The following is a 20,561-nucleotide window of genomic DNA, read 5'->3' as shown; positions in this document are numbered from 1 at the left end:
TGATTCGGCAGAATTGACGAAGGTAACGCCCAAGCAACTTGAAGTATGACGGGTATAAAAATGGATAAAAAAGCATGAGTAAAGTATTGACGCCAAAACAACGGGAAGTAAATCGGGTAGTAGACGCGCTGACACTGGCAATCGGCCAGCATAAATTACGGCCAGGCACGCGTCTTATTGAAGCGCAAATCGTCGAGTCTCTCCAGGCGAACCGTAACCATGTTCAGTCAGCCCTACAACGTATGTCGAACCAAGGCATTGTCACAATTGAGCCTAATCATGGCGCGATGGTCGCACGTCCTACGGCAAAGCAGGCCCAGGAAATCTTTTTTGCGCGCAATATAGTGGAGTGCGCCATTATTTCCTGCATCACCCCCGAGAAAATGGCCCGTTTTGCCAAAGAAATCGAACAACAGCAACAGGATGAACACTGTTCGTTACTTAGCCAGAACCACCGGGATACCGTACATCAATTAGGGGAATTTCATGCATTGATGTCACGTATCGCTGACAATAACGTATTACGCGATATTCTTAATAACCTGATGGTAATGAGTTCGCTGATTATGATGCTCTATCAGAAAGACATCTCAACCCATTGCCAGTGCGATGAGCATCAACAGATAATCGAAGCCTTACAGGCAGGCGATTGTGACCTGGCGCAGCGGTTAATGCGCGATCACTTAGCAGCCCTGCAACAGCAGCTGGATTTTGATGAAAATGCGGTTAATGGCCTGAGCGTTTACGAGGCTCTCGCCCAGCATTAAAATCAGGCCCGCCGAATATTATCGCCTGTGCGGGCAATTCGGCGAGCTGAATGAGTGGCGTTACAGTTATATTGTCACCCGATCCCTGACCCGGTCCTGTTCCATATCTTTACCTGCCCCTCTTTGTATAATTTCTCCCCTGGACATCACCAGGTAGTTATCCGCGAGTTCAGCAGCAAAATCATAGAACTGTTCAACTAACAGTATTCCCATCTCACCCTGCTGCGCCAGTTGACGAATAACCGCACCTATCTCTTTAATCACCGAAGGCTGGATCCCTTCTGTGGGTTCATCGAGGATCAGTAACTGAGGTTTACTGGCTAACGCCCTGCCAATCGCCAGCTGTTGCTGTTGACCGCCGGATAAGTCACCGCCTCGTCGGTATTTCATCTCTTCCAATACAGGAAACAGCCGATAAATATCCTCGGGGACGCGATGGCTGTCGGCTCCCGAAAAGCGCGAAAGCCCGAGCAGTAAATTCTCTTCCACTGTCAGTCGGGGGAAAATATCTCTCCCCTGGGGGACATAAGCAATACCGGCCTGAACACGCTGGTGCGGTTTATAGCGATTAATCCCCTTTCCCTGCCACTGGATCTCTCCGGTTTTCACCGCTAATAAGCCCATCAGACACTTTAACAGGGTGGTTTTGCCAACACCGTTACGCCCTAACAAACAGGTAATTGCGCCATGTGGCACTTCAAACGACAGGCCGCGCAGAATATGACTGCCCCCGTAATATTGATTTAACTCTTTAACCTGTAACATATTAGCGCCCCAGATAGACATCGATTACACGGTCATCTGCCTGTACTTCTCGCAGTGACCCTTCCGCCAGTACCTGTCCCTGATGTAATACCGTGACATGGTCGGCTATCGATTCAACAAACCCCATGTCATGCTCAACGACCATCAGAGAGTGCTTTCCCGCTAATCCCCGGAACAATTCAGCCGTGTACTCGGTTTCCGCATCAGTCATACCTGCTGCAGGTTCATCAAGCAGCAAGAGATGCGGGTCCTGCACCAGTAACATACCTATCTCAAGAAATTGTTTTTGGCCATGGGATAACAGTCCTGCCTGGCGCTGGCTGGAGGCCTGCAAACGCAATAACGTCAGTACCTCATCAATCCTGTCCCGCTGTTCGCCGTTTAAGCGAGCACGCAGGCTGGCCCAGACGGTCTTGGTGGTTTTCAGGGCAATCTCCAGATTTTCAAATACGCTGAGGGCTTCAAACACCGTTGGCTTTTGAAATTTTCGGCCTATCCCGGCCCGGGCAATCTCCACCGGGGATAGCTGGGTCAAGTCGATGTCCTGGTCATAGGTTATCTGCCCATTATCCGGTTTTGTTTTGCCGGTAATCACATCCATCAACGTGGTTTTCCCCGCGCCATTGGGTCCGATAATGCAACGAAGTTCACCAATACCGATATTCAACGACAGGTCGGTTAAAGCACGGAAGCCATCAAATGAGACGTTAATTTTATCCAGCATCAGCACCGGGTCACGCTGTTCCCGGTGAGCGTCGTTGGGATAAATTTGGGTATAAAGCTGTTCAGTCATTACGCCTCCGACGGAATAAACCCACCACGCCATAAGGCAAAAACAGCGTGACCAGAATAAACATCAAGCCGAGGAAAAAGAGCCAGAACTCAGGAAAGGCAACGGTAAACCAGCTCTTGGCACCGTTAACAATCGCCGCCCCCAGCACCGGGCCAATTAACGATCCCCGCCCACCGAGCGCCACCCAGATGGCGGCTTCAATCGAGTTGGTTGGCGACATTTCGCCGGGGTTAATAATGCCAACCTGAGGAACATATAAAGCACCTGCCAGGCCGCATAACACCGCGGAAAGCGTCCAGATAAACAGCTTAAAACGCTGCGGATCGTAGCCGATAAACATCACCCGGTTTTCTGCATCACGCACTGCGGTCAGGACGCGTCCAAATTTGCTGCGCGCCAGCCGATGACCGAGCCACAGGCTGAACAGCAGTAATAAAACTGTGGCAATAAATAAACCAATGCGCGTAGAAGTTTCCGTCAGGGTAAAACCAAGCAAAGTACTGAAGCCGGTAAAGCCATTATTACCGCCGAATCCGGTTTCATTACGGAAGAAAAGCAACATGGCGGCATAGGTCAGCGCCTGGGTAATTATCGAGAAGTAGACCCCTTTAATTTTTGAACGGAAGGCAAAAAAGCCAAAGATAAAGGCCAGAATACCGGGTACCAGGATGATGAGGCACAGGGTCCAGAGAAAAAACTGGGTTCCGCTCCAGAACCAAGGCAATTCCTGCCATGACAAGAAAGAAGCAAAAGCAGGCAACCCTTCTCCGGCACTCTGTCTGACCAGATACATGCCCATCGCATAGCCACCAAGCGCAAAAAACAGACCATGCCCCAGCGAAAGCAACCCGGCATAGCCCCAGACTAAATCCAGGGCTACCGCGACAATGGCATAGCATAAAATTTTACCGACCAGCGTCAGGGTATAGGTCGATAAGGCTAAGGTATGATCTTCCGGTAACAGCGCCAGAAAAGGCATCAATAGCAGGGACAGTATCAACAACAGGCCCAGTCCTTTGGTCAGGCAAGGGGCTTTTTGTATTAGCGTTACGGTAAATGGCTGGCGCATCAGTCAATCACCCTCCCTTTGACAGCAAATAATCCTTGCGGACGTTTCTGAATAAACAAAATGATGATCAGCAGAATAAGGATTTTGCCCAGCACCGCCCCCATCTGTGGCTCAAGAAACTTGTTAAGAATACCCAATCCAAAAGCTGCGATAACCGTTCCCGCCAGTTGCCCGACGCCGCCGACCACTACCACCAGGAAGGAGTCGATGATATAGCCCTGCCCTAACTCCGGGCCGACGTTGCCAAGCTGAGATAAGGCAACGCCACCGAGACCGGCAATGCCCGAACCCAGGCCAAAAGCCAGCATATCCGTTCTTCCGGTAGGCACACCGCAGCAATCCGCCATCTGACGATTCTGGGTCACCGCTCTGACACGGAGCCCAAGACGGGTTTTATTCAGTATCATCCAGGTCAACATCAGCACGATGCCGACAAAAATAATGATGGCGATACGGTTATAAGGCAGTACCAGGTTTGGCAGAACCTGCAGGCCACCAGACAGCCAGCCCGGATTCGCTACTTCTAAATTCTGGGCACCAAACAACACACGGATCAGCTGAATTAACATCAGGCTGATCCCCCAAGTCGCCAGCAGTGTTTCCAGCGGGCGACCGTAGAGATGACGAATCAATGTTCGTTCAAGCGCCATACCTGTCAAGGCCGTCACAAAGAAGGCGGCCGGAATAGCAAACAAGGGATACCAGGCCAGCCACTGGGGCGCAAACTGCTGAAACGCCCCCTGGGTAAGCCAGGTGACATAGGCGCCAATCATCAGCATTTCGCCATGAGCCATATTGATAACGCCGAGCAAACCATAGGTAATCGCCAGGCCTAATGCCGCCAGTAAGAGAATGGAACCCAGCGATAAACCGGCAAAAATCTGCCCCAGCCAGTCACCCCACTGCAGACGCGACTGAATGGCCTGCAAACTTTTCTCGGCACCGGCGCGGACGCGGGCATCCGGTTCATTAGCTGTCTGTGTCAGCGCGGATAATTGTGACTGCATCGCCGGGGAGCTTGAGTGACCGAGCCGCTCAACCGCCTGCAGACGCACTTCCGCATCGGGGCTGCTTAATTGCAGGCGCGCCGCGGCCATGGTCAGAATCTCTTTTACCTGGCTGTCTTTTTCAGCGGCAATCCGGCTTTCAAGCAGTGGTAGCTGAGCGGTTACCCCATTCGCCTGCAGCGCACGGGCGGCTTTTAATCGGGTGCCTGTGTCATCGCTGATAAGCTGATGGGCGGCCAGCGCGCTGGCAATCAGTCCCCGCAGGCGGTTATTAATGACTATTTTTTTCACCTCTCCTGCTGGCTGCTGAACACTATCAAGAGGGATTAGCTGTTCTTTCTGCTGCAGGAAGGGCTGTTTATTTTCGTCAATGACCACCGTTTCATTCCGCAAGGCTTCCAGTAGCGCTAAGCGCTGTGGCTGCGGGGCAGAAGCCCACTGTTCAAGTAACAGAGCCTGCTGGCTGCGACTGGCGGCAGTAAAATCGGCACTCTCTCCCGCCAGAACCAGCCAGGGCAGGAATAACAACAGATAACCGAGGTAGCGAAGAGTCTTCATCTTTCAAACCTTGTAACAACGGGCAGCATTACCCGGCCCAATATCAGGACCGGGTCGTTCAGGTTTATTATTTTGATTTAACAGGATGGTCAGGTTTTTTATCGTTGCCAGCGATATAAGGGCTCCAGGGCTGGGCGCGAACTGGCTGTTCTGTCTGCCATACCACTTCAAACTGTCCGTCAGGGCCCACTTCGCCGATCATCACGGGTTTATGGAGGTGGTGATTGGTTTTATCCATGACCAGGGTATAACCATCCGGAGCTTTGAATGTCTGCCCAGCCATGGCGTCACGGACTTTATCAACATCGGTGGTACCGGCTTTCTCTACGGCCTGCGCCCACATATTGAGGCCAACGTAGGTCGCTTCCATAGGATCATTGGTGACGACAGTATCGGCATTAGGCAGGTTTTTCTTCTTCGCATAGGCTTTGTAGTCTTCAACAAACTGCTTGTTTGTCGGGTTATCCAGCGACTGGAAGTAGTTCCATGCCGCCAACTGACCGACCAGCGGTTTGGTATCAATGCCGCGTAATTCTTCCTCCCCCACCGAGAAAGCAATCACCGGAATATCGGTGGCTTGGATCCCCTGGTTAGCGAGTTCTTTATAGAATGGGACGTTAGAATCACCATTAATGGTGGATACCACCGCAGTTTTACCGCCGGCGGAAAATTTCTTAATATCAGAGACAATGGTCTGATAATCGCTATAACCAAACGGGGTATAGACTTCCTCAATATCTTTATCCGCTACCCCTTTTGAATGCAGGAATTCGCGCAGAATTTTATTAGTGGTGCGAGGATAAACATAATCGGTGCCTAACAGGAAAAATCTTTTCGCCGCGCCGCCGTCTTCACTTAATAAATATTCAACTGCCGGAATAGCCTGCTGGTTAGGAGCCGCTCCGGTATAGAAGACGTTAGGTGACATCTCTTCACCTTCATACTGTACCGGGTAAAACAGCAGACCGTTGAGTTCTTCAAATACCGGCAGGGCTGACTTACGGGAAACCGAGGTCCAGGCACCAAATACCGCAGCCACTTTATCCTGCGCCAGTAACTGGCGTGATTTTTCAGCAAACAGCGGCCAGTTTGAGGCCGGATCAACCACCACAGGTTCTAATTTCTTCCCCAGAACACCGCCTTTGGCATTAATTTCATCGATAGTCATTAGGGCGACATCTTTTAAAGGCGTTTCAGAAATAGCCATGGTGCCAGACAATGAATGCAGAATACCGACTTTAATTGTATCTTCCGCCTTTGCCCCAAATGACAGGCCAAGACTGACTACCGTCGCACAAAGTCCCATAGCGTTAAACAATGAACGTTTTTTCATGCTGCTAAGCCCTCAGAAATATCAAAATAAGGAATGAATCGTCATAAAGTAAAGTCATGCCGGTTATTTGCACTGCGTCACTCAAGTCGGACAATCAAACCAATGTTCTTCGATATTCATAAAAGCAAAGAGCGTGCCAATAGATATCACACTGATAAATAAGAAAATAAAATCACACCTCACCAAAACTGCACCAAGGGAATAAAACAGAGTGCAAGAGGTGCACCATAATGAATCAAATAACGGAAGGGGAGATAGGGTAATAAAATATAAGGCATGAACTCAGTAAAAAATAACAACATTAATAAATATGAAATGACGCTTCAGATGATATTTTCTCTCCTTTTATTATTTGTCACTACTGTGCTTATCAGCCTGAATATCGCGTCAAAACAAGGATAACCTCGCCATGAACGAATTAATACAGAACGCTAACGCCATCAAGTAGCGCTTTGAACGTCAATATTAGGAATTTACGCAGGTGATGTCGATATTTCCTAGCCAATTGGTTTCTGCAATTTCTGTGTAAAAAATCATAATAAAACTTACAATTAACGCTATCATTAGCTTCATGACATTGTGATAAAAACCCCTTACCTATGATAGTAGTGACCAGTGTATATTAAACTTATTAAAATCACTTACTACACCATAAGATATAAAAACAACAGCAACATAAACCAATATTTGATTTAATACATATATTTTAAACTGGATTGAGATTAAAATTCAGTCAAATATCTTTTTGTGTTATTTATTGATAATTTATCTTGCCATCATACAAATGAATATTTAACTTAAGGTAAGTTTACCTTTTTGTGCTATTAGTCGTATTAACTCATTATGATAAAAATTATTCGTATTATTTTGCTTTTACCTTTAATTGTCTTTACTGAACCCTGTTCTTCTGATCCCTTATTATTTCCAGCCAATAGAGACAGTATTCAGTTTGAACAAAAAAGCCGCTTAGAATCAGAAGTTCAACAACGAGAAGCCCTTGAAAATCAAAATACCGTTACGGTGGACTCTACACTAAAAAGCGCCGGTGATGACACCCTATGTTTTAAAGTGAGTCAAATTGAATTAGTGAATATTTCAGTATTTGCATCCACAATGAATGAACGTTGGATTTTACCGTATCAAGGTCAGTGTTTATCCTTAGAAGCGATTCAAAATCTTACTAAACAAATCACGAATGATTATATCAAGAAAGGTTACATTACCTCCCAAGCATTCATTCCTGAACAAGACCTGTCTAACCAGCACTTACGCATTCATGTGATCGAAGGGCGTATTGAATCTATTACTATCGAAAACTCGCCACCTCAATTGGTCATCATGACCTTTCCGCATCTGACAGGAAGTATCTTGAATTTACGGGACATTGAACAAGGGCTTGAGCAACTTAACCGCTCTGCCTCAGCGCATTACACTATCGATATTCAGCCGGGTTTTGAGTCAGGTTACTCACGAGTAATTATTCAGAAACAGGCTCGCAATATACCGTTAAGTAGCCAGTTGAGCATTGATAATACTGGGAATAAATCGACGGGAAAGCAATTGCTGGCCGGAGGTTTGACGGCGGATTCCCTCTTTGGATTGGGTGAGCAATGGTCATTAAATGCCAGTACCGATACTGACTTTAGTCGTTCTCATCACAGTCGTTACGCTGTTGCTGCAATCAATGTCCCTTATGGCTATTGGTCTTACCGTTACCAGTTTTATCGTAATAATACTCTACAATCGTTTCAGGCATCGGGCCAGCAATATCGTTATGAAGGGAAAAACACCAACCAACAATGGGATATCAGCCGCTTAATTTATCGTGATAGCAAGCAGCGTTTAACCTTACAAGGTAGTTTAAAACATAAAAAAGCCAATACTCAATTGGCTTCCCAAACGCTGAGTATTAGTAGTCCAACGTTAACCTCCATCGCTTTGACGCCTCAATACAGTACCACCCTCGGACAAGGTTATTTCACGTTTAACCCTGTTGCTGAATGGGGGATATCCGCCTTTGGTGCTTCACCGGACACGCTTGCGAAAGACTCACCGCGCAGCCATTACCGGAAACTCAGTCTAAGTAGCAGCTATCAATATTATTTTTCTAATGGCATAACCTATTTAACCTCGTTTTACGGTCAATACTCGCCCGATAACTTATACGGTATTGAACGCATGAGTATTGGCGGACAGTATTCTGTTCGTGGCTACCATGAGCAGTCCTTGAGTGGCAACCGAGGTGGATATTGGCGTAATGAAATCAATAAAGACATTGCAAACACAACAATTGGACAACTGAGTTTTATTGGTGCGTTAGATTACGGATTGATTGCCGCAGACAAATATCACATTGAACATGACACCCTAGCAGGGGGGGCCATTGGCCTCTATTTTACAGGCAACACCCTGTTTTATTCGCAGTTTCTAATCAGTAAGCCTTTGCATTATCCCTCACAACTTAAACCAGACAATTGGTCCACATATTGGTCGGTCTCATTCTCTCTATAGCTTTGCGTTTTTAAAGGATTATTTATGCTAAATGAACAACTACCTTCACTGCCTAAGCGATTATTAAGTTACACCATTATTTTCTTAACAGCCGTCTACCCCTTACACCCCGCCAGGGGAGCTGCCATGACTGCAGCAGATAAAAATACTCAAATCAGCCAACAAAATAACGCTCCAATTATTAATATTGCCACGCCGAACGGAGTGGGGATATCGCATAATAAATTTCAAAACTTCAATGTGGATAAACAAGGTGCTGTACTCAATAACGCTACCGCTAATGTGAATTCCCAAGTCGCCGGGCAGATTAAAGCTAATGCGAATCTAAAAGGAAAATCAGCCAATCTGATTATCAACGAAGTAACCAGCAGTAGCCGATCAGAATTACAAGGTAAGCTGGAAGTAGCAGGTAAAGGTGCGAGTGTCTTAATTGCCAATCCAAATGGTATTACCTGCAATGGCTGTAGTTTTTTGAATACCCCAGCTATTACGTTGACCACAGGTAAACCTATTCTGGATAACAAGGGGGCTTTGTCTACGGTTGAGGTAAAAAAAGGGAGTGTGATTATCGGCACAAATGGCATGAATGCCGAAGCCCAAACCTATGCCGATATTATCAGTCGAGCCACCGAACTAAACGGGCAAATCAAAGCCAAGAACCTGACTTTGATGCAAGGTACTAATCGTGTCGACTTTCAAAAAGGCACCGTGACACCGATTGCGGGTGAAGGGGCAAAACCAAGTGTCTCAGTCGATACTAAGACATTAGGGGGAATGTATGCCAATCAAGTTAAATTGGTCAGCACTGAGGCCGGGGTGGGGATTAACCTCAGCAACATGCAAATTAACCAAAATGATCTGACGTTAACCGTTGATGGCAAAATTACCCTTGCAGATAATATCCAAGCCCAAAAAGATATTAATGTCAGCACCAAAAACCTACAAATTAACGCGAGTGCTAAAATAAATGCCGCCAAAGATATCACGCTGGCCACCAATACTCTCGTCAATAATGGGCAAATCACCGCAAACAGGGACATGCGTGTCTTCGCCGAGTCCGTCAGCAACACGGGCAGCAATGCACTTATTCAGGCACAAGATAGTCTGTGGATGCAAAAAAATGCCAAGGGGGATTTAAGTACACTGGTTGAGAATAAATCAGGAACGATAAAGGCCAATATGGGTGATTTGGTTGTTCGAACAAAAAAACTAGACAACCAAAGAGAGACACTAAAACTTGAGGTATCTAAAGTTCAGGGCGCACCCGGCAGAGAGCTGAAGGATGAACATCCTAGAAATTCACCAGAGGAAAAACTTAATTCATATGGAATTGAAAATGTTCTAATCAGTAAATTAGGCGTGGTAAATAATGATAAATATAAAAAAAATTGGTTTGGTATCTTAGATATCAGAGGATGGAATGACGACACTGACAAAGTTATATTTATAGAAAAACAAAGCATTGCACTTAATAAAAACTCTCAACCTGCTGTTTTATCTGCAGGGAATAATATATATTTAAATGCGAACACACTAAACAATCAACAAAGTATCATTACTGCAGTAAAAGGAAATGCAATTCTTACGGGAGTTTCATTAACTAACAATGAAGTTCAATCAGGAGAACTAAAAACCTTTGACATATTACATTATACTGGACGTATAACAAACCCTAACAGTCCATTTTATGACGTTAAAAACAACACGATTAATACACTTAAATCCTGGGATACGAAAGAAAGTTATGTAGGTAAAATAAGTGCCGCGAAAAATATTGTTTTAGATTTTAACGATAGCGTGACATTTGAAAATAAAAACCCACTTATTAACTCTGTTCAAAAAATACAATCAACTGAATTAAAAGAAGTATTAAATGCCGGAAACATTATAATCAAGTCAGCTAGCATCGTTTTAAATGGTATTATTACAGCTAAAAATGATCTATCGCTTATTGCTAATGATAATGTAAAACTAGTAAACGCACGGCTAAGTAGTCAAAACAATGCAACATTGCTAGCTAACGGAGAGATATCAATTAGAAACTCTAACATTAGCGGAAAAAACATCAGCTTATTATCAAAAAACGGAAATGTTAATGCTGCGAATGATTTTTCTTCAAGTGTTAATAAAACCCCTATCATTACAACATTGAATGCAAAAGATAATCTAGATATTAATAGTGGGGGAAATATAAACCTAACAGATATAATAATTGGTAAAAACAATAAAACAACCCTTTCCTCCAGCGGAGGGATTACAATAACAACGAATGAAAACAGTGTTTATTTTTTAAATGGCTCCCCTAATTATCTCTCTGAGAATAATAGAGGCGCCATAAAAAACCTCAACAGCCAAAAAGATATTACAATCTCTGCATTAAAAACATTAAATATAAAAGGAAAAATATTATCATCAGGTGGTAACATAGCTATAACCGCAGGTCAAGACATTAACTTAGCGCCAAGAAAAATTGAAAGCAATGATAGTAATGCTTATAAAACGACTCGCTACCCAGAGTTACGCTCTCAACTCATTGCTAATGGCCATATCACGTTAAATGCAGCACGTGATATGGATTTACAATCCATCAACCTTCAATCTAAAGATAAAACCACTGTACTTTCAGGCCGTAATATTAAATTAACCGCAACGGCCTATTCCTCCATCTCTAACCCAAATGAAGATAACCAAAATGTACATTATGTGACCCCAACACTTTCAGGTGATAAAGGCGTTACATTAGCTTCTAACGGTGCGTTAACCGCACAAGGTAGTACAATCAAATCCCTTGGCGACATCACTATATCAAGCGGGGGAAATATTAGGTTAGAGTCGGTAAAAACCCATTATCGAAAACAAGAAGGCACACGGTTAGAGGATTTATATCGTCAAATTGGCACTACAATTAACAGTGGGAAAATACTGACTATTTTGTCTGAAGGGAGCATTCTTTTCCAAGCCTCCAGTCTAATAGCAAAAAGTACAATAGATGTTGCAGCCAAAGGCGGGTATCTCTACGCGCAAGCCATGGAGGAAACCAGTCACTACGAAGAGAGCGGTAAAAAATGCAACAAATGGACTGCCTGTATAACCAAAAAAGAAGTCAAAAAAACCCGCAGCGAAACTACCAATAAAGCTACTGAGTTTATCGCTGGCGGGAATATTAATCTGTACGCCAAGGATGACATCACGTTAGAAGCCACCAAAATTAATGCAGGCAAGAATGCCAAGATAACCAGCAAAACCGGTAAAGTAAATTTCAAAGCAGTGAAAAACACCACCTTTGAACAAGTCGTTTCTAATTCGAAAGGATTCTATATAAGCCAACGAAATAAAGGCTATAAAGAAGACACGTGGATACTACCTTCCCTGCACATTGGTGGTAAGCTGACCATCGATACAGCAAAAGGCATCACTGCTGATATCAAAGCGAAAAATGCTCAAAGTTTACAAAATGCCTTAAATTCACTCGGACAAACCGAAGGAACAAAATGGTTAGCAGGGCTAAAAGACCGCACAGATGTACAGTGGAATTTAGTTCAAGATGCATATGACAGCTGGGATTATAAAAGCCAGAGCTTAAACCCTGTTGCTTCTGCCTTGATTGCGATAACTGTTGCGGCAATGACATCAGGTACGGCCTCACAATTTGCTGCCTGGGCAGCATCGGGAACAAGTGGAACTACGGCCGCAGTTATCTCAGGCGCAGCCTATTCAGGTATGACAGCCCTCTCTACACAAGCAGCAGTCGCACTGGCTGAAAACCAAGGAAATCTATCCAAAACGCTTAATTCGCTTGGTAAAAGTGATACCGTTAAATCCATCATTACTCAAATGGTGATTTCAGGAGCGCTCAATGGCCTTGATGCCAAAATGGAATGGACTAAAGGTAATCCCGCAGATACTAAATTACCACTATTAAGCAATGGTGATTGGAATAAAGTCGCCCAGCGTGTTGCTGCACAATCCGTAATTAGTTCAACCGTGAATACCACGATACAAGGTGGTAGCTTTACCGATAATTTTAAGAATGCCCTACTCAGCAACATCGGAAATCAAATTAATGCAGAAGGTGCAAAACTGATTGGGGATAAAGGAGAACTACTCACTGAAGCAGGAAAAACTATTCCTCATGCAGCTGTAGCGGCAATTAGTGCTGAAATCAGTAATAGTAATGTTAGAGGCGCAATAGTCGGTGTTTTAGCAGCCCAAATAGCAGGAATTACGATTAATGATAATCTTGATAAGACTGATAACTGGCAAGAGCAGCAGGCACAAATTAGCCGCATAGCAGGGGCTTTTGCAGGTTTAATCGCAACAGGCAAAGCAAATGGCATTAATAGCGCTGCGAATTCAGCTGAAATTATAGAACGTTATAATCGCCAACTCCATTTAGAAGAAGTAAAAGCTGTTAATGAACTTGCCAATGGCGATAAAAATAAGCTAGAGCGATTATTAGCCTCATCGTGTCGTAAAGTAAATTGTATTGCTCAAGAGTCTCTCGCATCCTCAGATAGAATTTACTATGAATCACTCATGAAGAAGTACCCTAGTACTTATATTGAGGATTCTTTATTAGCTGATTATTGGATAACAAAAGAAAGGAAAGTAGTTGGAAACTATCCTGCTTTTGGTGGATATGAATCTATAAAACTATTTACTTACTCTAAAACTGATAGTTCAACTGATATAGATGCATTTGTCTTTAATCAATGGATTGAAAATGCAAGTAATTATACAGGATGGGATAAAAAGACTTTAGAAGACTTATTTTTTGCTGCTTCTATAGGAGCAATGGGAATCACTAAGCAAAAAAATACTATAACAATAAATAATCCTGTTAATTTCCATACAGATAAGTTTAAATATCTATTTGGCCATGTTACGAGTGGGGATCATAACAGCAGCAGAACAAATCAGCTAGCTAACACCATGAAAAAACTAGGAATATTTGAAGACGACATCGGAAAAAATATCCTTACTGAGCATTTTAAAGTAACACCTCAGCTGAAAGACAATACAATTAAGACATATGAAAATAATTGGGGTAAGTTTGAAGAACGCGAGTCGTTTCTTATTGGCCCATCAGGTAAAGCTACCGTTTTCCATACTACATATAAAATAGAAAATAATGGCGATAGGACTTTTGTAACAACAATCCCTAAAGGTGAACAATGAGCATTTATAAATACCCGGATAGCATAGAATTACTTGAATTCTTTGAAAATGAGCCTTTTTACACGAATTTAGATGACGGCTTAACTTTTGGCTATGAATATAGTAAAGGCGATATCTCCCTTCTCTTCTATTTTACTATATTAGAAGACAGTGCAACTCTTATATTAAAAGTTAGAGATATAAAAATCGCAACAATAAATATCAACAATGTCAATAAGATAGAGATTTCTGGCGATAAAATCATCATCACTTCAGTAGAGGGACGCAATGAGCAAATATTTCATGCACAAATAAAGCCATCAATACTAATTAAAAATAGTTACTGTTGAAACATTACTAATAAAGTAATGGTGACCCAGAATAATGCTAACTATGGGCAGTGCGACAGTACTGCCCAAAAAATAGAGCTGTTGCAAACGTTATGAAAAATGGGCTTGTTGCAAATAATAAATTAGCTGTATTAGCTCATTTTTAGCTCAAGGTTGGTGGACTCTTTCCTGTAAGCATCTCTGTAAAAAGAACCATTCACTTTTAGAGATCTTCCGACATACTGAATATGTTCCCAGAGGAGATCACCATGCGTAAAGTACGATTCACCGAACATCAAATCATCGCTGTTTTGAAGTCTGTTGAAGCCGGTCGAACGGTGAAAGATGTCTGCCGTGAGGCGCTATTTCAGAAGCCAGCTATTACAACTGGAAAGCAAAATATGGCTGAATGGAAGCGGCTGATATTAAAAAAATCAAAGAGCTGGAAGATGAAAACAGGCGTCTCAAACAGATGTTTGCTGACCTGAGTCTCGAATGTAGGGCACTGAAGGACGTTATTGAAAAAAAGCTTTAAAACCAGTGATAAAGCGTGAGCTCGCCAGTTATCTGGTCACGCAGTTTGCAATGAGCGTACGTCAGGCATTGATGGAAGCGGCTGAACGCTATCCGCGATACGGTTTTAAAAAGCTTTTTCAGGTTGTTCGTCGGCAGGGGAACATCTGGAACCATAAGCGTGTTCACCGTATTTACTGCCTGCTAATACTGAAGTTTCGTCGCAAAAGAAAGCAACGCTTACCGGTACGTAATCCTGCACCGCTGGCAACACCGAAGGCGCTTAACCAAATCTGGTCGATTGATTTTATGCACGATACGCTGACATGTGGCCGACATTTTCGAACATTCAATGTCGTTGGTGATTTTAACCGTGCAGCACTGGCTATCGAAATTGACCTGAATATTCCGGCGCAACGTGTCGTCCGGGTACTGGACAGGATAGTGGCTAACCGCGGATATCCACTGAGGATGGACAACGGACCTGAACTTGTTTCAATTACCCTGGCGCAATGGGCCGAAGAGTATGGCGTGATACTGGAATTTATCAAGCCGGGCAAGCCAACACAGAACGCGTTTATAGAACGATTTAATCGAACGTACCGGACCGAAATACTGGATTTTTACCTGTTCAGAACATTGAATGAAGCAAGGGAAATCACCGAGCGCTGGTTGAATGAATACAATAGTGAGCGACCTCATGAACCCCTAAATAACCTGACTCCGGCAGAATTTGCCCGAAGTCATCAAAAAGGTCCGGATCTATGATTTAGCCTAGAACGGATATTGGGGAGGGATCATGATCAGAGGATAAAAAAATAGCCCACCCCATTACCTTATGCTGAAAATGGGTGGGCTGTTTATTTGCTATCGCTTACCGGGTGCCGGTCTCTGACGTTCCGTTATGAAGGCCTTCGTCAGTCCCTTTCCAGCCATGTAATCGTACAGAAGAAAGATGACGCTTGTCGTCGGTAATCATATCACTGATTAAATGATGGCCTTTTTTCAGCATTTCGGCGCGTGTTGTCAGGCTGTCATCCTGAGAGAGTTCTTCGAGTATCTGCGTATTATAGCGGCGGAAATGATCGCTCATCTCTTTGGCTTCATAGGCCCCAACCCCGAGTGCTTTCAATGCGTCCCGCCCTATACTCAGCGCGCTTTCAAACACTTCACGCTGCGGGTGCTCAATACCAGCACGGCGTAATGCCACGTAGTGCTCCACGTCTCGCGCACGCGCCAGCTGTAAAAGATGCGGGAAGTTATCATTGACCATCTCCGTCAGCGCCAGGCTATTGTCCGGATCGTCGATAGCATTGATAAGCAGCCTGGCTTTATGGGCACCGGCAGATTCCAGTAAATCTGGTCTGGTGGCATCCCCGTAATAGACCTGCATGCCCAGTTTGCGCAATATTTCAATATGATCAGGATCGTGATCCAACACAATGACCTTAACATTCGCGGTCATCAGCAAGCGCCCGGCAATTTGTCCGAAACGACCAAAACCGGCAATAATCACCGCCGGGGCCTCTTCATCAATCACATCTGCGGGTAAGCTCTCTTGTTTCTTCCGGCCTTCAGCCGCAGAGAGCAGCAGCAGTAACAATGGCGTAATCGCCATCGATAACGCGGCAACTAAGATAAGCATCTTAGCCCAGTTGTCATCGAGCACCTGCGCACTGTTGGCCACGCCAATGACCACAAAAGCAAATTCACTGCCCTGTCCGAGTAACACGGCATACCAGCGGCGTTGCAATTTGGCTACGCGGGTGATGCGCGCCACCAGCCATAAGGTGAATAATTTGATGACAAGAAAGCCCGCCAGGAAACCGAGTACACGCAAAGGGTTCTCAAATAGCGTTCCGAAATCGACAGACATGCCAACGCCCATAAAGAACAGGCCAAGTAGCAGTCCTTTAAAGGGTTCAATATCACTTTCCAGCGCATGGCGATACTCTGAACTTGCCAGCAAGACGCCTGCCAGGAAAGCCCCCATCGCCATAGAGAGACCGGCATTTTCCAGCAAAATGCCGAAACCAAATACCAGGAATAAGGCAACGGCACTGAACACTTCTCTGACCCCTGAACGGGCAACAAAGTGCAAAATAGGACGAGTAATATAGCGCCCCAGCAAGACAACCAGCACTAAGGCAGCAACAATTTTCGCAGCGGAAATACCTATGGAATGAAGATCCATCGCGCTACCACTGCTCGACAACAGTGGAATAATGGCAACCAAAGGAATGGCAGCAATATCCTGCAGTAACAGGACTGAGAAGGTTGAACGACCAACAGGCGAGGTCAGCAGATTACGTTCATTCATCGCCGCCATGGCTATCGCGGTGGAAGAGAGTGCCAGCGTAAAACCGATAAGTAATGCGACGGGCCAACCCAATCCCATCACCATCGAAAATACAGAAAGGCCGAGACCACAGATAACCATCTGGAGACTACCGCTGCCAAACACGTCCCGACGTATACTCCACAGGCGCTTTGGATCCATCTCCAGACCAATAATAAACAGCATCAGGACAACGCCAATTTCCGCAAATTCGAGAATAGTGTGTACGTTATCGACGAATTTGAGTCCCCAGGGTCCGATAATACAGCCAGCAATCAGATAACCCAGTACCGAACCGATACCAATACGAACAGCCAGCGGCACAATAAAGGCAGCGGCTCCCAGGTAAACCAGGACTTGTTCAATGCTATGACTATCCACGCTCGGCCTCCAGCCATTCAACCAGTCTCTGTTTATAGTGTTCAGCGCCGCGCTGTAATTCACCATCATCACCGGCAAACGCGTTATGCACGGCAAAAGGGGGAAGCCAGTTCATTCCGCAATAGAGTGCGGTTGCCTGTAAGGGCTGGGCCAGAATATCGAACCCAGGGTGATCGCCCAGAGAAAAATGACCAGCGTTTCCACCTGTCGAAACCGCCCAAAGAAATGATTTTCCTTGCAATTGTTTACCTTCATGACCATAAGCCCAGCCATAGCTCAGTACTTTATCCAGCCATAATTTGAGCAGAGGCGGCATGCTGTACCACTGCATCGGATGTTGCAGAATAATCAGTCTGGCTTCAGAAAGAAGCTGTTGTTCACGGGCAACGTCTATCGAAAAATCAGGATAGTTATCGTACAGAGAGTGGATCTTTACCTCAGGTAGCGAACTCGCCTGTTCCAGCATAAAGCGGTTAGCATGAGAAAAATTCGCATAAGGGTGAGCATAGATGATTAAAATCACAAAGAAATATCCATAACATAGCGGTACAGAAACAATATTATATCTGGGAGGAGAGCGATACAGAGAACGGAGAAAACAACGGTGTGCTATTTTTATCAACGTAGCCAGCCGCCCAACATTCGACCTCGCCGGGGGGATCTGCACAAAGGCCAGAGAGAGTGTGGTTTGATGGACGTTGCTGTTGAGTAGCGGGGATAGTCAGCGTTTTCTGAAACGCTTTCCGTAGTAAAAATCCACCTCTTGAAGAGGTGGCTTTACAAGGGGCCCCCTAAAAGGGGGCTTCATTCGTTTTAATCCTGTAACAACTCCATTTGCTGTTCGTATTCTTGGGCCTTCTTATCCTGATGCCTTACATATCGTCTGATAATTTCTTCGTTCACTCCCATCGTATCGACAAAATACCCCCTTGCCCAAAAATGATTGCCCCAAAGTTTTTTACGTATATGCGGGAATTTGTTGTAAAGACGAATAGCACTGCGTCCTTTCAGGACGCCCATCAGTGTAGATATCGATATTTTCGGCGGGATCATTACTACCAGATGAACATGATCTGATTGCACATTTAGCTCCAGAATCTCGCAATCCTTCATGTTGCACAGAATATAAATGGAACGGTAAAGCTCTTTACCTAGTGCGCCTGTCAGGATTTTGAAACGATATTTCGGTGTCCAGACAAGATGGTATTTGCAACGCCAAAACACATGTGCTGAACTTCTATAGCTGCTCATGTCAGTGATTTCCTTCTTACTTGTGGTGAGTAAGCTGGAATTTTCTGGCATGGGCTTCTTTCAGGCTATAGCCTCACAGGAACAATCACCACCTCCCGAGGAGGTGGTTTAAAGCTGACAATAAAAAAATATTCGCCGAAATATTATTTCGACGAATATTATTAATCAGATAAAAATATAAACCTGAGTCAGGATGGAAAGGGTATCATTCCCATAAATAGCAGAGGAATTCCCCCTGCCAATTAGAACAGGTATCTGGCACCTAAAGTCAATTCTTGTGATTTTAAGTGCGCTTTCATCTGCTCGTCTTGCAGACCTCTGACATTAGTAAAATTATTCATACCGCTTTCAACTTTACCTAAATCAATATAGCGATAACCCAGGTCGAAGCTTAATTTATCAACTGGCTCATAGCTGATACCGGCGCCGACAGAATAGGCCAGGTTAGTATCGGTATTGCTATTGAATTGATTCGCAGTCCGGTTCTGCCAGCCAGATGATTTCACTTTTGCAATACCCAGACCAACGGTGCCATACAGGGAAACGCCCTGATAGACTTCGTAGTCACGATATGCGTTCAACATCAAACGCTGGGACTCGGTTTTATGGTGGTTCAGACTGGTAGGGAATCTGCTGGAACCACTGGTATACTCACTCTTTTTCTTAAAGGTATATTCACCTTCGGTACGCCAGCCATTACCGTACTGATAACCGGCAGCGATTGAACCGTTATAGAAGTTATCTTTGTCTTCACCTGCCATAAACTGGCCAATGCCCGGACGGCTGCTGGTGTCCATGCTGTCAGCTTTTTGCCATACTTTGCTCAGACGAGCGGCACCGTAATAGCCTTCATCGCTTACTGCTGCCATCGCGCTTCCGGATAATCCAGCAAAAGCTAACGCCATTAACGAAAGTGTTAATTTTTTCATTAGAAAGACCTTTTATTTTTAGCTATTAAATAGCTGCCAGAATAGATATATCCAGAAAGCATAGAATTATTTAGCATGATATCATTAGCCAGATAACAAAAATAAATTCTGAAACAGGAAAATACCATTATGTCAGCATTGAAAGAGATTCAAGTATAACGAACACACATAATATAGGGTTAATACTAGTTTATTTCTTCGGAGAATCACAAGCGTTTATTTTGAGCTTATTTAGTGAATTCGTTTTGTAAATTATATTAAATACAACTTACGTTTAATATTTATTTATTATTAGCGATTAATTTAAGGAGTATTCTTATATATTCACCAGGAAAAATCTTGCATTTAACAAAACAGATACCCTTCAAGAGCATATAAACCACATGAAATTAACAAAATAACACCAGAAAACTAACAAAAGGCAAAGTGTAAAGAAATTTCAACTATCATTCCCCAGTATGGAAATTAAACAAAATGATGTTTTTTTGTAAGCCATATGGCGAAAAAGACCTGTCAGCAGAGACAATACGGGGGAGGAAGAGGCGTAACTTCCCTCCCAAATGACAGATTCAGCCTGTCGATAAGCACAGATAAACTATGTGATTCAGCGGGTCGGAGACAGGCAGCGCTCAGGAAACTTGAAGTATGACGGGTATATATCGCGAATGTTGATGTTTATCTTGCTTCAGGCGAGCCATTGCGAAGTGCACGTTCTTCAGAGGCTTCAGAACAGCACATCAACAGATTGCTGATGCGTGTTAATTTTACGGAAACCGTGCCTCGCCAGAGAAATAACTTGAGTAGCACATGTTTTTGGAACCTATAAGATTACATCTGATTTTTTTACTGTCCTATTTAAT

The 20,561-nt window shown here is 44.2% G+C and carries 13 protein-coding genes and 1 pseudogene; 5 read left to right on the top strand and 9 right to left on the bottom strand.

Annotation, left to right across the window (positions count from 1 at the left end; translation table 11 throughout):
* The first annotated feature begins 74 nt into the window (after positions 1-74).
* On the top strand, positions 75-767 hold the full coding sequence (locus tag Q1A40_RS19380; RefSeq protein WP_300004000.1) for a GntR family transcriptional regulator: 693 nt from the start codon (positions 75-77) through the stop codon (positions 765-767).
* A 66-nt stretch (positions 768-833) separates the two neighbouring features.
* Here Q1A40_RS19380 and urtE read toward each other — a convergent pair whose 3' ends face one another.
* The 5 genes from urtE to urtA all read right to left on the bottom strand — a co-directional run bounded on the left by urtE (position 834) and on the right by urtA (position 6,292).
* Entirely contained in the window at positions 834-1,532 is a 699-nt protein-coding gene (urtE, locus tag Q1A40_RS19375; protein ID WP_300003997.1) for an urea ABC transporter ATP-binding subunit UrtE, read from the bottom strand.
* 1 nt (position 1,533) lies between these two features.
* Positions 1,534-2,325, bottom strand: a complete 792-nt coding sequence (gene urtD, locus Q1A40_RS19370) for an urea ABC transporter ATP-binding protein UrtD (RefSeq protein WP_300003993.1) — start codon at positions 2,323-2,325, stop codon at positions 1,534-1,536.
* Complete coding sequence (urtC, locus tag Q1A40_RS19365) at positions 2,318-3,394, bottom strand: urea ABC transporter permease subunit UrtC (RefSeq protein ID WP_300003991.1); 1,077 nt, start codon at positions 3,392-3,394, stop codon at positions 2,318-2,320. Before urtC ends, urtD begins: the two co-directional genes overlap by 8 nt.
* Positions 3,394-4,959: an urea ABC transporter permease subunit UrtB gene (urtB, locus tag Q1A40_RS19360; RefSeq protein WP_300003989.1), complete on the bottom strand. Its 1,566-nt coding sequence runs from the start codon at positions 4,957-4,959 to the stop codon at positions 3,394-3,396. Before urtB ends, urtC begins: the two co-directional genes overlap by 1 nt.
* 67 nt (positions 4,960-5,026) lie before the next feature.
* A complete protein-coding gene (gene urtA, locus Q1A40_RS19355) occupies positions 5,027-6,292 on the bottom strand; it encodes an urea ABC transporter substrate-binding protein (RefSeq protein ID WP_300003987.1) in 1,266 nt (421 codons plus the stop codon).
* An 843-nt stretch (positions 6,293-7,135) separates the two neighbouring features.
* Here urtA and Q1A40_RS19350 point away from each other — a divergent pair.
* From Q1A40_RS19350 to Q1A40_RS19335, 4 genes and pseudogenes are all read left to right on the top strand, one after another.
* Positions 7,136-8,803, top strand: a complete 1,668-nt coding sequence (locus tag Q1A40_RS19350) for a ShlB/FhaC/HecB family hemolysin secretion/activation protein (RefSeq protein ID WP_300003984.1) — start codon at positions 7,136-7,138, stop codon at positions 8,801-8,803.
* 24 nt (positions 8,804-8,827) lie between these two features.
* A complete protein-coding gene (locus Q1A40_RS19345; RefSeq protein ID WP_300003981.1) occupies positions 8,828-13,981 on the top strand; it encodes a DUF637 domain-containing protein in 5,154 nt (1,717 codons plus the stop codon).
* Entirely contained in the window at positions 13,978-14,310 is a 333-nt protein-coding gene (locus Q1A40_RS19340; protein ID WP_300003978.1) for a hypothetical protein, read from the top strand. Before Q1A40_RS19345 ends, Q1A40_RS19340 begins: the two co-directional genes overlap by 4 nt.
* 248 nt (positions 14,311-14,558) lie before the next feature.
* Positions 14,559-15,570, top strand: a pseudogene (locus Q1A40_RS19335) (IS3 family transposase).
* Positions 15,571-15,676: 106 nt separating this feature from the next.
* On the opposite strand, the gene kefC reads toward Q1A40_RS19335, so the two are convergent.
* The 4 genes from kefC to Q1A40_RS19315 all read right to left on the bottom strand — a co-directional run bounded on the left by kefC (position 15,677) and on the right by Q1A40_RS19315 (position 19,701).
* Entirely contained in the window at positions 15,677-17,521 is a 1,845-nt protein-coding gene (gene kefC / locus Q1A40_RS19330; RefSeq protein WP_300003975.1) for a glutathione-regulated potassium-efflux system protein KefC, read from the bottom strand.
* A complete protein-coding gene (gene kefF, locus Q1A40_RS19325) occupies positions 17,514-18,044 on the bottom strand; it encodes a glutathione-regulated potassium-efflux system oxidoreductase KefF (protein WP_300003972.1) in 531 nt (176 codons plus the stop codon). The genes kefC and kefF overlap by 8 nt, the downstream gene beginning before the upstream one ends.
* 290 nt (positions 18,045-18,334) lie before the next feature.
* A complete protein-coding gene (gene tnpA / locus Q1A40_RS19320) occupies positions 18,335-18,772 on the bottom strand; it encodes an IS200/IS605 family transposase (protein ID WP_300004110.1) in 438 nt (145 codons plus the stop codon).
* Positions 18,773-19,014: 242 nt separating this feature from the next.
* Complete coding sequence (locus Q1A40_RS19315) at positions 19,015-19,701, bottom strand: outer membrane protein (protein ID WP_300003970.1); 687 nt, start codon at positions 19,699-19,701, stop codon at positions 19,015-19,017.
* Between the last annotated feature and the right edge of the window lie 860 nt (positions 19,702-20,561).

It is taken from the genome of uncultured Cedecea sp. (genome assembly GCF_947498825.1).
Classification (GTDB): Bacteria; Pseudomonadota; Gammaproteobacteria; order Enterobacterales; family Enterobacteriaceae; genus JGM124.
The sequence above is the reverse complement of the archived record's forward strand: the minus strand, read 5'-3'. Positions and strand labels throughout refer to the sequence as shown.

Bases quoted from the DNA above. Each gene is read 5' to 3' on its own strand.
- Q1A40_RS19350 (WP_300003984.1), top strand. From the start codon at position 7,136: ATGATAAAAATTATTCGTATTATTTTGCTTTTACCTTTAATTGTCTTT.
- urtA (WP_300003987.1), bottom strand. From the start codon at position 6,292: ATGAAAAAACGTTCATTGTTTAACGCTATGGGACTTTGTGCGACGGTA.
- urtB (WP_300003989.1), bottom strand. From the start codon at position 4,959: ATGAAGACTCTTCGCTACCTCGGTTATCTGTTGTTATTCCTGCCCTGG.
- Q1A40_RS19315 (WP_300003970.1), bottom strand. From the start codon at position 19,701: ATGAAAAAATTAACACTTTCGTTAATGGCGTTAGCTTTTGCTGGATTA.
- Q1A40_RS19345 (WP_300003981.1), top strand. From the start codon at position 8,828: ATGCTAAATGAACAACTACCTTCACTGCCTAAGCGATTATTAAGTTAC.
- urtE (WP_300003997.1), bottom strand. From the start codon at position 1,532: ATGTTACAGGTTAAAGAGTTAAATCAATATTACGGGGGCAGTCATATT.
- Q1A40_RS19380 (WP_300004000.1), top strand. From the start codon at position 75: ATGAGTAAAGTATTGACGCCAAAACAACGGGAAGTAAATCGGGTAGTA.
- urtC (WP_300003991.1), bottom strand. From the start codon at position 3,394: ATGCGCCAGCCATTTACCGTAACGCTAATACAAAAAGCCCCTTGCCTG.
- tnpA (WP_300004110.1), bottom strand. From the start codon at position 18,772: ATGAGCAGCTATAGAAGTTCAGCACATGTGTTTTGGCGTTGCAAATAC.
- Q1A40_RS19340 (WP_300003978.1), top strand. From the start codon at position 13,978: ATGAGCATTTATAAATACCCGGATAGCATAGAATTACTTGAATTCTTT.
- urtD (WP_300003993.1), bottom strand. From the start codon at position 2,325: ATGACTGAACAGCTTTATACCCAAATTTATCCCAACGACGCTCACCGG.